We start from the raw sequence: 15,602 nt of genomic DNA on the forward strand, positions 1-15,602 counted from the left end.
CGCCTCCCCGGAGTGATTACCAGCTAAAGCCGCTGGCGTTCTCTTTCGTGATCAGTTTTACGTCAAGCGGTACTGCAGCCGGCACCTGACTTCCCCAGTGCTTCGCCATCGCCACGCCCAGCCCCAGCCGTACCATGTCACGCGGGAACTGCGCAGAAGTTGCAATAAACGGCGATCCCGCTTTCTCAATCTCTTTCACCGCTTCCGGCTGACCATCGACGCTGACCAGTTTCACATCTGCGCCGTTCGCCTGAATCGCCGCCAGAGCCCCGAGCGCACCGGTATCGTTGACGCTAAAAATGCCGGCCAGATCCGGCGCTGCCTGCAGCATATTTTCGGTAACGCTTAGCGCAGTATCACGCTCCTGTTTGCCGTTCTGACGGTTAACGATTTTGATGCCGGGATATTTCTTCATTGCATCTTCAAACCCTTTAACGCGTTCGATGATCGGCACCACCGGAATACCATCAAGAATGGCGACCTTACCTTTACCGCCCAGCGCTTTCGCCAGAAACTCTCCGGCCTGCAGGCCGGCATCATAATTTTTGGAGCCAACAAAAGAGTCGATTGGGCCTTTAGCCTGAGCGTCAATCGCCACTACCACTACGCCCGCTTTTTTTGCCTCGTTTACCGCGTTTTCCACCCCGTTGGTGTCCGCCGGATTAATCAGCAGGATGTCGACTTTTTTCTGCAGCATATCTTCAATGTCGTTGATCTGCTTTGAGACATCGTGACGGGCATCTGCCTCAATCACCGTAGCCCCCATGCTGCCGGCTGCAGCCTTGAGCGCTTCCTGCATGGTGACAAAATAGGGGTTATTCATCTCCTGGAAGGACATGCCGATAGTCAGCGGCTTTGCTATCGCCAGTGCAGATGCCAGCATTAAAGGGGTCGTTACACAGAGCGCCAGCAGGGTGTTCAGTTTGCCTTTCATAATTTTCTCCGGGTCTTTTCAGTTAACTGCTTATCGTCGTTACGAAATAAAGCCGGTACAGGAACACTGCGCAACCACACCTGAAATGTTGACGTTAACATAAAGATAAAAACGTCCTGTATGCCAGGAATACGCTATCTGAGGATTGTTAAATTCATCGCCACAGACATGAGATCAAAATTTAAACACCCAAAATGACAACGTCAACATTCTCAGATGGACAAGTTTAAGATCCTTGCGGCATGTCACATCTTATTAACATCGCTTTCAGTGTTGTTACAGAAAAAACCCGGCAGGCGTCTGAAACTAAAGGTTTTTCAGGAAGCCATTAAGCATCACGCGGGTTTCGTAGGGACGGCCCTCAATAGCAGAGATAATATTTTCTGACACCACCCGCGCCCACTGGCCGGTATCATGAGCGACATAAGGAATAACCTGATTAAAATCTTCGGCGCAGGGTACTTCATCAACAGAGATAAAGCCGGTGTCGTGCATTCCCCACTTGTTGGCCAGATTAATAGCCGCCAGCGTAATCATGCCGTTTAATCCGGCAATTGCATCGTAGCGTTCATGGGTGGTAGAGAACCATGACTGAATCATCGCCTTAGCATGTTCGTAGCGGTAGTCGGTATAAAGCGTGTGCAGAGTAACGCGCTCGTCAATCCCGCTTCGGATCCCGTCAATACGCTGCCGGGTAATGTGAGAGTGTTCGCTGCCGCCAATGACCAGCACATTGCGAAACGCTTTTTTCATTATCGCTTCTGCAACCAGCTCACCGGCACGGCTGTTGTTGATATAGACCGCCGGCAGCAACGTATCAAACTGACGATCCAGCTGGATAAGCTGGCTTGAGGAGTGGCGCACCACGTCGATATGGCTTTTATCGTAGCGGTCAGAATCCTCCACTACCGACAAAATAATCCCGGCCGCTTTATAGCTGACCAGCGTCTGCAGCGCGCGCGCCTCAATCTGCCGGTTGCCGTTCGTGGTAAAGAACATGACCGAATAGCCTTTGGCATCTGACAGGCGGCACACCTCTTTGATGATATGGGAATAAACAATATTAAAGGTATCGTCGGTAACCACGCCGATAATAGGGCTCTGGCTGGCTTTGATATTGCGGGCAAACGCGTTAGGCACATAGTTAAGCGTGCGTGCTGCGGCCAGGATCCGCTCGCGCGTTTCGGGTTTAACCTTATCAGGGGCAGTAAACACGCGTGAAACGGTAATATTGGTTACGCCGGCAATCTGCGCAATATCTTTAATGGTGGCCGCTTTGGTACTTTTTCGGGTCATAACATTCGCTATCGGCAGTGTCAGCAGGAGTAACGCGATGGTAGCAGCTTTCGTGAAATGTTGACGATGACATTTTGCGCCCTCAGCGCAGAAACAGTACCGGCTCATTCTGCAATTCTGAAGCCTGCCCGAAGAAACAGCCCTGCGTTCCTGATACTATGAGTCCATTAGAGAATATCAGCTCACACGCTAATAATGCATTGGCCTGATGACACTGATTAATCACAATTTTTTTCCAGCAGATTATAAAAGCTATATTTTAAGTGACTGATTTTACGTTTATTGTTTACACTCCTCATCCAGCGTTATAATCCCTCCTTTTTCCATTACTTTGATAACACAGGGCATCTCCATGAGCCGATACCATGTATCCAGCAGTGAAGGCCAGTATGAGAAAGACTCTGGCGAACAGGTTCTGGCTAATAAACTGGGTATCTCTGCTTCCGATGAGATGGATGAAGCGGAACTTGTCCTGTTAGAACAACTCTACCGGTCCGTTTTTGAAGAACAATTCCCGGAAGGACAACTCAGCGTAGCCCTGCTAAAAAACTGGCATCGCCGCTGGCTGGGTAATATTTACGAGTGGGCTGGACAAGAAAGAACGGTCAATATAAGCAAGGGCGGCTTTATGTTTGCCCCCTCAGCGCAGTTGCCAAAACTGCTGAACGAATTTGACAACAAGTATCTGGCTCAATATACGCCATGTAGCGGCATGGATGATGAACAGCTCATCACCGCTATCGCCATAACTCATGTCGAGCTGATACTTATCCATCCATTCAGAGAGGGAAACGGACGCTTGTCACGCCTGTTAGCCGACGTGATGGTCGTGCAGGGAGGATACAAACCGCTGGATTATCAAAGCTGGGAGCAAAACAAAACCCGGTATATATCGGCCATCCATGCTGGCATATCAATGGACTACGAACCGATGAAACACTGGGTCAGCGAGGCATTAAGAAGGGATTAAACCGCAAGACGCAAATGAGCAAATTTTTTGCGCGTCGCTTCAAGGGAAGCTTCGATCTTCTCAGAGGACTGTCCTGTCTCAACAGCCGTAGATGTTGCTACCGAGCGAACGATGTCAGCACGAGATGGCTTTACGTAGGTTGTCTGAGTTTTTTTGGTGTTGCTCATAGTTACTCCAGCAGAATCCGGGCGGACAGTCATCGAACAAATATTATACCAAAATTTCCAGGCGAATTCACGCAGGTCTCCCGGAGAATACTGATGAGATGTTCGTCGGAAAATCGCGTCTTCATGGAGATGTCCCCATGTGACTGATGAAGACATTACTAACATTGCGGTGTGTTAATCAACGGGGAGCAGGCCGACCAGGCTTAGGTAACGATAGAAAAGAAATTAACACCAGTTTTCCTGCATGATACGTGTAAACCTCTATTTTCTTCGACATCAGCTTTATTGCTATCGCCAGATTTCATTGTTTCGAGCATCCTCGAAGAAACAGCCCTGCGCGCCGGTTTTCCTGCTATACAGACTCCGTTATCATAATCAGCACGTACTCGTGAACACATTCAGGTTACTGCCCGCCCTTCAGTCAGCCTCTGGCAACCACGCTGAGCCCTAAGAGGGGCAGATAAAAGAGAATCAGAATCATGTATCGCGCTGCTTATGTTTAAACATGGACACCCTAATACTATGAGTACATTAGAGAATATCAGCGCTCACACGCCAATGATGCAGCAGTATCTGCGCCTGAAAGCCGATCACCCTGACATCCTGCTGTTCTACCGCATGGGCGATTTCTACGAGCTGTTCTTTGATGATGCAAAGCGCGCCTCGCAGCTGCTGGAGATCTCCCTGACCAAACGGGGTGCTTCAGCCGGTGAGCCCATTCCGATGGCCGGTGTGCCCTATCACGCCGTAGAGGGCTATCTGGCAAAGCTGGTTCAGCTGGGTGAGTCAGTGGCGATTTGCGAACAGATCGGCGATCCGGCGCTGAGCAAAGGCCCGGTTGAACGCAAGGTGGTACGGATTGTCACCCCTGGCACTATCAGCGATGAAGCGCTGCTGCAGGAGCGCCAGGATAACCTGCTGGCCGCTATCTTCCAGAGCCAGCGCGGCTTTGGCTACGCCACGCTGGATATCAGCTCCGGGCGTTTCCGCCTGAGCGAACCGGGCGACGCTGAAGCGATGGCAGCAGAACTCCAGCGCACGAATCCTGCGGAGCTGCTCTACCCTGAAGATCTGCAGGCGATGTCGCTCATTGACCAGCGCCGCGGGCTGCGGCGGCGTCCGCTGTGGGAATTTGAGATCGACACCGCGCGCCAGCAGCTGAATCTGCAGTTCGGCACGCGCGACCTGCGCGGATTTGGCGTGGAGCAGGCACATCTGGGGCTGCGCGCTGCGGGCTGTCTGCTGCAGTATGCCAAAGATACTCAGCGTACCACGCTGCCGCACATTCGCTCCCTGAGCATGGAGCGCCAGCAGGATAGCGTGATCATGGACGCGGCCACGCGCCGCAATCTTGAAATCACCCAGAATCTGGCCGGCGGGATCGATAACACGCTGGCAGCGGTTCTGGATAAAACCGTCACGCCGATGGGCAGCCGTATGCTGAAGCGCTGGCTGCATATGCCGCTGCGTGACCTTACGACAATTGTCCGGCGTCAGGATGCGATTGCAGAATTGCAGTCGCTGAGCGACGCGCTGCAGCCGGTCCTGCGTCAGGTAGGCGATCTGGAGCGCATACTGGCACGCCTGGCGCTGCGCACCGCGCGCCCGCGCGATCTGGCGCGCATGCGGCATGCGTTTCAGCAGCTGCCGGAAATCAATCAGCTGCTGGCCGGAGCAGAGGCGGAACGGCTGGTGAGCCTGCGCACGCAGACGGGCGAGTTTGCTGAGCTGCGTACGCTGCTGGAGCAGGCAATTATTGAATCACCGCCGGTGCTGGTGCGTGACGGCGGCGTCATCGCGCCTGGTTACAACGCTGAACTCGATGAGTGGCGGGCGCTGGCTGACGGTGCCAGTGACTACCTTGACCGGCTGGAGATCCGCGAGCGGGAAAAACTGGGGCTGGATACGCTGAAAGTCGGCTTTAACGCGGTACATGGTTACTACATTCAGGTCAGCCGCGGTCAGAGTCACCTGGTGCCCATCCACTATGTGCGCCGCCAGACGCTGAAAAACGCCGAGCGCTATATCATTCCTGAGCTGAAAGAGTATGAAGATAAAGTTCTGACCTCCAAAGGCAAGGCGCTGGCGCTGGAAAAAGGCCTCTATGAGGAGCTGTTCGATCGCCTGCTGCCGCATCTTGAAGCGCTGCAGCTGAGCGCGGCCGCGCTGGCCGAGCTGGATGTACTCGCCAGCCTGGCAGAGCGCGCCTGGACGCTGAACTACTGCCGGCCGGTGCTGCAGGAGAAAGCGGGGATCCGCATTACCGCAGGCCGGCATCCGGTGGTGGAACAGGTGCTGAAAGAGCCCTTTATTGCCAACCCGCTCTCGCTGTCGATGCAGCGGCGCATGCTGATCATCACCGGACCAAACATGGGCGGTAAAAGCACCTATATGCGTCAGACCGCGCTGATTGCGCTGATGGCGTGGATAGGCAGTTTCGTACCGGCTGAAGAGGTCGTGATTGGTCCTGTCGATCGCATCTTTACCCGCGTCGGTGCGGCAGACGACCTTGCCTCCGGCCGCTCAACGTTTATGGTTGAGATGACAGAAACCGCCAATATTCTGCACAATGCCACGGAAAATAGCCTGGTACTGATGGATGAGATAGGTCGCGGCACTTCAACCTATGATGGCCTGTCACTCGCCTGGGCTTGTGCCGAAAGCCTTGCCAGTCGCATCAAAGCGATGACGCTGTTTGCCACCCACTATTTCGAGCTGACCACGCTGCCGGAAAAACTGGAGGGTGTTGTGAATGTGCATCTGGATGCGGTTGAACATGGCGATACCATCGCTTTCATGCACAGCGTGCAGGAGGGTGCCGCCAGCAAGAGTTATGGCCTGGCGGTTGCGGCGCTGGCGGGCGTGCCAAAAGAGGTAATCAAGCGCGCGCGGCAGAAGCTGAAAGAGCTGGAGGCGCTTTCCGGCAGTCAGAACGCCTCGGCAGCCAGCGGTGCGCAGCTGCCTCTGCTGGTGGCAGAGACCTCGCCGGCGGTGGACGCGCTGGAAGCGCTGGATCCTGACAGCCTGACGCCAAAGCAGGCGCTGGAGTGGATCTACCGGCTGAAAAGCCTGGTCTGATCGCAGCAAAAAAAAACGGTGACCAGACAGGTCACCGTTTTTGCTGCTGATTATGGCTTATTCACGAAACAGTGCTTCGATATTAAGGCCCTGTGTCTGCAGGATTTCCCGCAGGCGACGCAGCCCTTCCACCTGAATCTGACGAACGCGCTCGCGGGTTAACCCGATTTCGCGACCCACATCTTCCAGGGTTGCCGCTTCATAGCCTAACAGGCCGAAACGACGCGCCAGCACTTCACGCTGCTTGGCATTGAGTTCAAACAACCACTTAACGATGCTCTGTTTCATGTCATCGTCCTGCGTGGTGTCTTCCGGGCCGTTGTCTTTCTCATCGGCAAGGATATCCAGCAGCGCTTTTTCGGAATCACCACCCAGCGGGGTGTCAACCGAGGTAATACGTTCATTGAGACGCAGCATACGGCTCACGTCATCAACCGGCTTGTCCAGCTGCTCGGCAATCTCTTCCGCACTCGGCTCGTGATCGAGCTTGTGTGAAAGTTCACGCGCGGTACGCAGGTAAACGTTCAGCTCTTTGACAATATGAATCGGCAGGCGAATTGTACGGGTTTGGTTCATGATAGCCCGTTCAATAGTCTGACGAATCCACCAGGTAGCGTACGTTGAGAAACGGAACCCGCGCTCCGGGTCAAATTTCTCTACGGCACGAATCAGGCCGAGGTTACCCTCTTCAATCAGGTCCAGCAGAGCCAGACCACGATTGCTGTAACGACGGGCAATCTTCACTACCAGGCGTAAGTTACTTTCGATCATGCGGCGGCGAGAAGGAATATCGCCTCGTAAAGCACGACGCGCAAAGAAGACTTCTTCTTCTGCCGTCAGCAACGGGGAATAACCGATCTCTCCGAGGTAGAGCTGCGTCGCATCCAATACTCGTTGCGTCGCACCCTGTGACAACAGCTCTTCTTCTGCTACTTCGCTATCACCAGGTTCGTTCTCAACAAGAGCTTTCTCATCGAAAACTTCAGCTCCGTTCTCCTCGAATTCCGCATCTTCATGTAACTCATTAACTTTCAGCGTATTCTGGTTCATAAGCGGCTCCTACCCGTGATCCAAGGGCAGAACACCAAAGGTTCTGCCGGATTATCGCTGCGGTAAATAACGCAACGGATTTACGGATTTCCCCTTGTAACGAATTTCAAAGTGCAATCTAACTGAACTGGTACCGGTGCTACCCATGGTAGCTATCTTTTGCCCCGCCTTAACTTCCTGTTGTTCCCGGACCAGCATTGTATCGTTGTGGGCGTAGGCACTCAGATAATCATCATTATGCTTAATGATGATTAAATTACCGTACCCGCGTAACGCGTTACCTGCGTACACCACCCTTCCCGATGCGGTAGCGACAACAGATTGTCCGCGAGACCCGGCGATATCGATACCTTTGTTTCCGCCTTCCGCAGCAGAGAAGTTATCGATGATCTTGCCATCAGTCGGCCAGCGCCAGCTCCCCACCGGGGTTGAGCTATTTGAGGTGCTGCTGACTGTAGGCGGTGCGGTAACCGGAGCTGTGGTCGTTGCCACATTAGTTGCTCCTTTCGACGGTAGCATTTTCCCACCTGTCGAACCTGAATCATCAGAATACGTAATAACAGGTTGCTGTGCAACAGCAGGGGATTTTATTTGCGTTTGCGCCGTTGTTCCGGTGGCTCCGCTCTGGCTGGCATCGGCTGCTGTAATCGCATTTCCACCGGTAATTGTCTGACCGTTACCGTTGCCTACCTGCAGGGTTTGCCCTGCGCTCAGGCCGTATGGCGCGGGAATATTGTTGCGCTGAGCCAGATCGCGGAAGTCATTGCCGGTGATCCAGGCAATATAAAACAGGGTATCGCCATGTTTGACGGTATAGGTTTCACCGCCGTAGCTGCCTTTCGGAATATTCCCGTAATTGCGGTTGTAAACAATGCGTCCGTTTTCAGTCGCTACATTATTACTGGCACTAATCATTCCACCCGCAGGAGCAGCAGAAGATGTATTACTGCTTAACATTCCGCCCTGTGGCATAGCGGGCACCGGCGAACTCTGCCCGGAAACCATACCACCCCCTTGTGGAGCGACCATACCGCCGCCCTGAGGGGTCAGCATACCGCCGCCATTATTACTGCCAACCTGACTGATAGGCGCCTGCGTATTATCGCCAGAGCTACAGCCAGCCAGCCAGAAACCTACCAGTGAGACTGCCGCCAGACGGCGTAATTGAAATGCGGTGCTTCCTGTGCTCATTGCTCCCCCGTGATGGCAATACTGGTCAGAACTCTCTCGCGGCCTGAACCGCATAAATCTCTACGCGAATAGGCTCAAACGCGCATCGGTATCGAAAAAGAGGATAGTAACAATATCACCTGCGCCATGCCACGCTGTGATTGTGAAGAAATACGTAAGATCGCCCTTACGCCAGGTCACCATGCACCAGCGGAACAAAGCGTACCGGCTCGATAATCTCTTCCGTCAGCTCGCCCTTGTGGCGGCGCAGACGCTTAAGCACCTGATGGTCCTCCCCCACCGGCAGCACCATTCTGCCACCCTCACCCAGCTGTGCTATCAGCGCAGTCGGAATTTCGGGGGGCGCTGCGGTAACAATGATGGCATCAAACGGCCCGCGCGCGGGCCAGCCGAGCCAGCCATCACCGTGCCGGGTAGAGATATTATGCAGGTCGAGCTGCTTCAGACGGCGTTTAGCCTGCCACTGCAACCCTTTGATGCGCTCAACGGAACAGACGTGATTGACCAGATGCGCCAGAATAGCGGTCTGATAGCCGGAGCCGGTGCCGATTTCCAGTACGCGGGAGTGCGGGTTCAGCTCCAGCAGCGCGGTCATACGCGCTACCATATAGGGCTGGGAAATGGTCTGTCCGCTGCCGATAGGGAGTGCCATGTTGTCCCACGCCTTGTGCTCAAACGCTTCATCTACAAAGCGCTCACGTGGTACATCCGCAATCGCCTGCAGCAGACGCTCATCTGTAATGCCCTGCGCCCGCAGCTGGGCTAACAGCGTGTCGATGCGCCGGTTTATCATGCCAGTGAGACCTCTGCCTGCAGCAGCCAGTCATGCAGCACGCTCTGCGCGGCGTGTGCGGTGAGATCGACATGCAGCGCCGTCAGCGAAACATAGCCGGCGTCTACGGCGGCAAAATCGGTGTCGGGGCCGGCATCAAGCTGTTTGCCTGGCGGGCCTATCCAGTAGAGCGGCTGGCCGCGCGGATCTTCAGTGCAAATCACCTGATCTGCCGGATGGCGGCTGCCGCAGCGCGTGACGCGAAAACCTTTAATCTGCGCCAGTGGCAAATCGGGCACATTAATATTGAGGATGCGTCCGGTACGCAGCGGTGCCCGGGAGAGCGCACGCAGCAGCACGCAGGTTACGGCTGCCGCACTGTCATAGTGCGTATGACCATTCAGCGACACCGCCAGCGCCGGCAGGCCGAGATGGCGCCCCTCCATCGCAGCTGCAACGGTACCGGAATAGATCACATCATCGCCCAGATTGGGACCGGCATTGATGCCTGAGACCACAATGTCAGGACGCGGTTGCATCAGCTTATTCACGCCGAGAAAAACGCAGTCGGTGGGTGTCCCCATCTGTACAGCGATATCGCCGCTGGCATGCGTGAAGGTACGCAGCGGCGTTTCCAGCGTCAGGGAATTTGAGGCACCGCTGCGGTTGCGGTCGGGTGCCACCACCTGTACCTCAGCAAATTCCCGCAGCGCGTGCGCCAGCGTCTGAATGCCGGGCGCATGGATTCCATCGTCGTTACTCAGCAATATCCGCATCTGTTTCTGACCTTTGTTCATTCACCGGTCCCCGCCAGCCGGTGCCGGCTGTGCGAAAAATCGGGCGTAGTTACGCCAGCGGCCGGTGAGACAGGGATAGATGCATTCTAGCGATGAGGCGTGGGAAGTGGTAGACGTAAATCGTGACAGAGGCAGGGTTTGTCTCTGCAGTGGTCAGAACCCGGCCAGCGGCCGGGTGAATTAACGCGCCGGGCGTCAGCGCTACTCGTCGCCGAGCGGTGCCGCAGCGCCGTTGCTCAGCAGCTCGCGCACCAGGCTGGTGGCGAAGCTGCCGGCGGGCAGCCAGAACTGCAGGGCCAGCGTGGCGTCATCCTGCCACTGCCACTGCAGATTATCCGGCACCACCAGCATCGCGCGGCGGGCGGTATCAACCCGTTCACGCGTCAGCAGCGTCAGCAGTGCCGGCGACTGCGCCAGCTGCTGCTGCTCGAATGCGGCAACCTCCCCCTGCGTGCCCGCCTCACCGCGTCCCGCCAGCGGTGCCGTGATGCGCAGCTCATGCGCGGCCACGCGCTGCTGCAGCGCTGGCAGCTCATCGGCGGCGGCGACAAACCAGCTGCCGCGTCCGGCGAGCTGCAGCGCATCGCCTGCCTGCGCCAGCTGCAGTGAGCCGTCGCGCTGCAGACGCGCGCTGGTCACATGATTAAACAGGTAGCTACGCGCGGCTGACAGCAGCAGGCCTTTCATATTCCGATCGCGCGGATGAAACTGCTCTTCTGCCCAGCGCTGCGCCTGCTGCAGGTTATTCCCGCCGCGGCCAAAGCGCTGCTCGCCAAAATAGTTGGGAACGCCCTGAGCCTGAATCTGCTGCAGGCGCGCGTCAACGTCGGCGCGATCAGACACGTCGCGGATCACCAGCCGAAAGGCATTTCCCGCCAGCGCGCCGGTACGCAGCTTACGCCTGTGCCGGATCACCTGCAGGATCTCAACCCCTTCAAGCTGAAAGCCGCTCATTACCGGCATTGCGTTACCCGGCAGGCGGAAACAGAGCGTCTGTTCAGTCACTGCGTGGCGATCTTTCATGCCGGCATAGCTCAGGTCGCGCGCCGGCACGCCCAGATATTTTGCCAGGGCTTCAGCAACAAAACGCGTGTTGCAGCCCGTTTTGCGGATGCGTACCAGCAGCTGCTCGCCGTCGCCGTCATAGGGATAACCGAGATCTTCGATCACCACAAAATCATCCGGACGCGCTTTAATTATGCCAGTGGCAGCAGGCACGCCGTGCAGATAGTGCAGCTCACTCATGCGTCAGCCTTTACCAGCAGAGCCACTGCCTCGCAGGCAATACCTTCACCGCGTCCGGTAAAGCCGAGCTTTTCGGTGGTGGTGGCCTTCACGTTAACCGCATCCATGTGGCAGCCCAGATCTTCGGCGATATTGACGCGCATCTGCGGCACGTGCGGCAGCATTTTAGGCGCCTGCGCGATAATCGTGACGTCAACGTTGCCAATGGCGTAGCCTTTCGCCTGAATACGACGCCACGCTTCGCGCAGCAAGCCGCGGCTGTCAGCTCCTTTAAACGCCGGATCCGTATCCGGAAAAAGCTTGCCAATATCGCCCATCGCCACCGCGCCCAGCAGGGCATCGGTCAGCGCATGCAGCGCAACGTCACCGTCGGAGTGGGCAATAAAACCGTGCTCAAACGGGATACGCACCCCGCCAATCACCAGTGGACCTTCACCGCCAAAAGCGTGAACGTCGAAGCCGTGACCGATACGCATTATGCGTTCTCCTGTCGTTGAATCTGAGTAAGGTAAAAGGCCGCCAGCGCCAGATCTTCCGGCCGCGTGACCTTGATGTTGTCGCTGCGCCCGCTAATCAGCTGCGGATGATAGCCGCAATACTCCAGCGCTGACGCCTCATCCGTGATCGTAGCGCCTTCGCTGAGCGCCCGGCTCAGGCAGGCAGTCAGCAGCGTATGCGGGAAAAACTGTGGCGTCAGCGCGTGCCAGAGATCGTCACGCTCCACCGTATGTGCCACCGCCGTTTTGCCCGGCTCAGCGCGCTTCATGGTATCGCGTACCGGTGCTGCCAGAATGGCGCCGGTTCTGCTGTGCTCCCGCACGGCCAGCAGCCGCGCCAGGTCGTCAGCATGAAGGCACGGGCGCGCGGCGTCATGCACCAGCACCCATGCGCTCTCTCTGATGTGCTGTAAGCCTGCCAGCACCGACTCGGCCCGGGTTGCGCCGCCGGTGACCCGCACCACGCGCGGATCGTGCGCCAGCGGCAGCGAATCGAACCAGCCGTCGTCAGCGCTGACGGCGACAATCACCTGCTGCACTGCGGCGTTAGCCAGCAGGCGCGCCACGCTGTGTTCCAGCAGCGTCATGGTACCAATAGTGAGATATTGCTTGGGAAACGCCGCCTGCATGCGACTGCCGACACCGGCAGCCGGCACGACGGCAATCACATCCGCAGCGTGAGAGTGGTGAGTCATGTTGTTATCGTTGCTGATTTTGCGCAGACTGCTGCGCATTTCGTTTGTTCTGGTCTGCCACCAGGCGATAGAAAGTCTCGCCGGGTTTAATCATGCCCAGCTCGCTGCGTGCGCGCTCCTCAATCGCCTCTGAACCGCCATTGAGATCGTCAATTTCGGCAAACAGCTGATCGTTTCGCGCTTTGAGTTTGGCGTTATTCGCCTGTTGTGACACCACGTCTTCGCTGACGCGTGTGTAATCATGGATACCGTTCTTGCCCAGCCACAGGGAATATTGTAACCATCCCAGTAGCGCGAGCAGCAGTAACGTCAGTTTTCCCATCCCCGCCCCCTGAAAAACGGCCCAATCATCCCATAACTTGAGTCCGGACTCCACTGCGGCAGCGAAAATGGCGCGTAAGCAGATTTATCCGGATTATTTATAGCAGGCGGGCACGAAAAACAGCAGGCAAACTTTTGTAACCAGCGGATGCGTTTGCACATCTCTGCGCTTACCAGCCGGACAGATAGGAGAACACCAGCCAGAAGAGGCAGATGACCAGCAGACCGGTCGCCAGGGCGCACCAGAAGAGGTGCCCACGCATCATCAGGCTCAGCACGATGCCGGCCAGCACCGATACCGGCAGCAGCGCGAGAAAAAAAGGCCAGGTATAGAGAAAAAAGAATAGCGTATTGGAGCCGTAGAGCAGAAAGGGAATGGCCAGCGCGCACCAGTAGGCAAAAAAGCCAATAACGCCGCCGGGTAATGAGGAGCGCGGCTCTTCGGACAAGCTGTCGTCTTTGCGTGCGAGCATGGGAGTGACGTTCTGCATAGAGATCCTGTTGACGCTAAAATGCGGCAAACCCGGAGAAGGCGTTTGCCGCGTCGGTTCAGGATCTGATGATATCGCGGCGGCGCAGCAGGTCTAACAATTGGGCCGCGAGTTTTGTAACCAATTGTTCGCCATCCAGCGTGATATCAGCGGCTTCGGGCGCCTCATACGCGCTGTCAATACCGGTGAAATTACGCAGTTCACCAGCGCGCGCTTTTTTATACAACCCTTTCGGATCGCGCGCTTCACACACCGCCAGCGGTGTATCGACAAAGACCTCAATAAACTCACCTTTGCCCAGCAGATCGCGCACCATCTGCCGCTCAGCCCGGTGCGGCGAGATGAAGGCGGTGAGCACCACCAGTCCGGCATCGACCATCAGCCGGGCCACCTCACCCACGCGCCGGATATTCTCCCGGCGATCGTCATCGCTGAAGCCGAGATCGCGGCACAGACCGTGGCGCACGTTGTCACCGTCCAGCAGGTAAGTGCTGACGCCAAGCTGATGCAGCGCCTGCTCCAGCGCACCTGCCACGGTGGATTTACCCGAGCCGGAGAGCCCGGTAAACCACAGCACTACACCCTGATGACCATGCTGCTGCTCACGCGCCGCCCGGGCGACCGGATGGTCGTGCCACACCACGTTTTCATCATGCTGCGCCATTACGCACCGCCCAGCAGATCGCGTGCGTTCCAGTGCGGGAAGTGGCGACGTACCAGCGCATTCAGCTCCAGTTCAAAGGCGCTATAGGTACCCGCTGTAGCAGGTGCAGCGCTCTGCGGCTGATTGATCATACCAGCGCCTACGGTGACGTTGCTCAGGCGGTCGATAAAGATCATGCCGCCGGTCACCGGGTTTTGCTGATAAGGATCCAGCACCATCGGCTCATCAAAAGTGATCTCCACCAGCCCGATACCGTTCAGCGGCAGGCTGTCAACGGTGTGCGTTGCCAGGGTATTGATCTCCACCTGATGCAGGATTTTTTCCACCCGGCCGCGCGCTTTTTTGCCCGCAATTTTGATTTCATAGCTTTGACCCGGCTGCAGCGGCTGCTCCGCCATCCAGACCACGTCAACCGTAGCGGACTGTACCGCCTGCAGATCGGCATCGGCAGCAACCAGCAGGTCGCCCCGGCTGATATCGATCTCATCGTTCAGCACCAGGGTAATCGCCTCCCCCGCTGCCGCTTCCGGCAGATCGCCGTCAAAGGTCACGATGCGGGCGATAGTCGACTCCACGCCAGAAGGCAGGACTTTTACCCGATCTCCCGGCCGTACGGTGCCTGACGCCAGCGTTCCGGCATAGCCGCGGAAATCGAGATTAGGACGGTTAACATACTGCACCGGGAAACGCATGGGCTGGTGATCGACAACGCGCTTCAGCTCAACCGTTTCCAGTACGTCCAGCAACGTCGGACCGCTGTACCACGGCATAGTCGTGCTCGGGGTAGCGACATTGTCCCCTTCCAGCGCGGACATCGGTACAAAACGAATATCCAGATCGCCCGGCAGCTGGGCCGCGAAGTCGAGGTAATCCTGTTTGATCTGCTCAAATGTCTCCTGGCGATACTCCACCAGATCCATTTTGTTGATCGCCACTACCAGATGTTTGATGCCCAGCAGCGTTGAGATAAAGCTGTGGCGCCGGGTCTGATCCAGCACGCCTTTGCGCGCGTCGATCAGCAGAATAGCCAGATCGCAGGTTGAGGCGCCGGTGGCCATATTGCGGGTGTACTGCTCGTGCCCCGGGGTATCCGCGATAATAAACTTGCGTTTTTCCGTCGAGAAGTAGCGATAGGCGACATCGATAGTGATGCCCTGCTCGCGCTCCGCCTGCAGGCCATCCACCAGCAGCGCCAGATCGAGTTTTTCACCCTGGGTACCATGACGTTTGCTGTCGTTATGCAGAGAGGAGAGCTGATCTTCATAAATCTGTCGCGTATCGTGCAGCAGGCGGCCAATCAGGGTGCTCTTGCCGTCATCTACGCTGCCGCAGGTCAGGAAACGCAGCAGGCTCTTATGTTGTTGCGCCGTCAGCCAGGCTTCTACGCCACCCTGCTCGGCAATCTGTTGTGCAATAACGGTATTCATCTGCGTC

16 protein-coding genes are annotated in these 15,602 nt (G+C 56.5%); 2 read left to right on the forward strand and 14 right to left on the reverse strand.

Annotation, left to right across the window (positions count from 1 at the left end; genetic code table 11):
* Positions 1-16: 16 nt before the first annotated feature.
* Together DBY66_RS12530 and DBY66_RS12535 are read right to left on the reverse strand one after the other, a co-directional pair.
* Positions 17-934, reverse strand: a complete 918-nt coding sequence (locus DBY66_RS12530; RefSeq protein ID WP_071668534.1) for an ABC transporter substrate-binding protein — start codon at positions 932-934, stop codon at positions 17-19.
* Positions 935-1,240: 306 nt separating this feature from the next.
* Positions 1,241-2,230 carry a LacI family DNA-binding transcriptional regulator gene (locus tag DBY66_RS12535; protein ID WP_158531833.1) on the reverse strand — a complete coding sequence of 330 codons (990 nt, stop codon included), beginning with the start codon at positions 2,228-2,230 and terminating at the stop codon, positions 1,241-1,243.
* A 352-nt stretch (positions 2,231-2,582) separates the two neighbouring features.
* Here DBY66_RS12535 and DBY66_RS12540 point away from each other — a divergent pair, with 352 nt between their 5' ends.
* Entirely contained in the window at positions 2,583-3,200 is a 618-nt protein-coding gene (locus tag DBY66_RS12540; protein WP_108569619.1) for a Fic family protein, read from the forward strand.
* On the opposite strand, the gene DBY66_RS17950 is transcribed toward DBY66_RS12540, so the two are convergent.
* The gene (locus tag DBY66_RS17950) at positions 3,197-3,367 is read right to left on the reverse strand and encodes a hypothetical protein (protein WP_186368987.1); all 171 of its coding nucleotides are present in this window, start codon (positions 3,365-3,367) and stop codon (positions 3,197-3,199) included. The two genes, DBY66_RS12540 and DBY66_RS17950, sit on opposite strands and share 4 nt — an antisense overlap.
* Before the next feature lie 522 nt (positions 3,368-3,889).
* On the opposite strand from DBY66_RS17950, the gene mutS reads away from it, so the two are divergent.
* On the forward strand, positions 3,890-6,445 hold the full coding sequence (gene mutS, locus DBY66_RS12545; RefSeq protein WP_104085501.1) for a DNA mismatch repair protein MutS: 2,556 nt from the start codon (positions 3,890-3,892) through the stop codon (positions 6,443-6,445).
* A gap of 57 nt (positions 6,446-6,502) precedes the next feature.
* On the opposite strand, the gene rpoS is transcribed toward mutS, so the two are convergent.
* The 11 genes from rpoS to cysN form a co-directional block, all read right to left on the reverse strand.
* Positions 6,503-7,495: an RNA polymerase sigma factor RpoS gene (gene rpoS / locus DBY66_RS12550; RefSeq protein ID WP_039330767.1), complete on the reverse strand. Its 993-nt coding sequence runs from the start codon at positions 7,493-7,495 to the stop codon at positions 6,503-6,505.
* Positions 7,496-7,546: 51 nt separating this feature from the next.
* Complete coding sequence (nlpD, locus tag DBY66_RS12555) at positions 7,547-8,686, reverse strand: murein hydrolase activator NlpD (RefSeq protein WP_039379844.1); 1,140 nt, start codon at positions 8,684-8,686, stop codon at positions 7,547-7,549.
* A gap of 166 nt (positions 8,687-8,852) precedes the next feature.
* Positions 8,853-9,479 (reverse strand): protein-L-isoaspartate(D-aspartate) O-methyltransferase, encoded by a 627-nt coding sequence (locus DBY66_RS12560; protein ID WP_108569620.1) that lies wholly within the window; start codon positions 9,477-9,479, stop codon positions 8,853-8,855.
* A complete protein-coding gene (surE, locus tag DBY66_RS12565; RefSeq protein WP_039385625.1) occupies positions 9,476-10,234 on the reverse strand; it encodes a 5'/3'-nucleotidase SurE in 759 nt (252 codons plus the stop codon). The genes DBY66_RS12560 and surE overlap by 4 nt, the downstream gene beginning before the upstream one ends.
* 222 nt (positions 10,235-10,456) lie before the next feature.
* The gene (truD, locus tag DBY66_RS12570; protein WP_108569621.1) at positions 10,457-11,500 is read right to left on the reverse strand and encodes a tRNA pseudouridine(13) synthase TruD; all 1,044 of its coding nucleotides are present in this window, start codon (positions 11,498-11,500) and stop codon (positions 10,457-10,459) included.
* Positions 11,497-11,976, reverse strand: a complete 480-nt coding sequence (gene ispF / locus DBY66_RS12575; RefSeq protein WP_039379851.1) for a 2-C-methyl-D-erythritol 2,4-cyclodiphosphate synthase — start codon at positions 11,974-11,976, stop codon at positions 11,497-11,499. Before ispF ends, truD begins: the two co-directional genes overlap by 4 nt.
* A complete protein-coding gene (gene ispD, locus DBY66_RS12580) occupies positions 11,976-12,692 on the reverse strand; it encodes a 2-C-methyl-D-erythritol 4-phosphate cytidylyltransferase (RefSeq protein ID WP_108569735.1) in 717 nt (238 codons plus the stop codon). The genes ispF and ispD overlap by 1 nt, the downstream gene beginning before the upstream one ends.
* 4 nt (positions 12,693-12,696) lie before the next feature.
* Positions 12,697-13,014: a cell division protein FtsB gene (gene ftsB, locus DBY66_RS12585; RefSeq protein ID WP_039379853.1), complete on the reverse strand. Its 318-nt coding sequence runs from the start codon at positions 13,012-13,014 to the stop codon at positions 12,697-12,699.
* 169 nt (positions 13,015-13,183) lie between these two features.
* Complete coding sequence (locus tag DBY66_RS12590) at positions 13,184-13,504, reverse strand: DUF3561 family protein (protein ID WP_108569622.1); 321 nt, start codon at positions 13,502-13,504, stop codon at positions 13,184-13,186.
* 58 nt (positions 13,505-13,562) lie between these two features.
* Positions 13,563-14,168, reverse strand: a complete 606-nt coding sequence (gene cysC, locus DBY66_RS12595) for an adenylyl-sulfate kinase (protein WP_108569623.1) — start codon at positions 14,166-14,168, stop codon at positions 13,563-13,565.
* A complete protein-coding gene (gene cysN, locus DBY66_RS12600) occupies positions 14,168-15,595 on the reverse strand; it encodes a sulfate adenylyltransferase subunit CysN (RefSeq protein WP_108569624.1) in 1,428 nt (475 codons plus the stop codon). Before cysN ends, cysC begins: the two co-directional genes overlap by 1 nt.
* Positions 15,596-15,602 lie beyond the last annotated feature (7 nt).

The sequence above is a fragment of the Pantoea sp. RIT413 genome (genome assembly GCF_003057675.2).
Taxonomy (GTDB): Bacteria; Pseudomonadota; Gammaproteobacteria; order Enterobacterales; family Enterobacteriaceae; genus Pantoea; species Pantoea eucrina.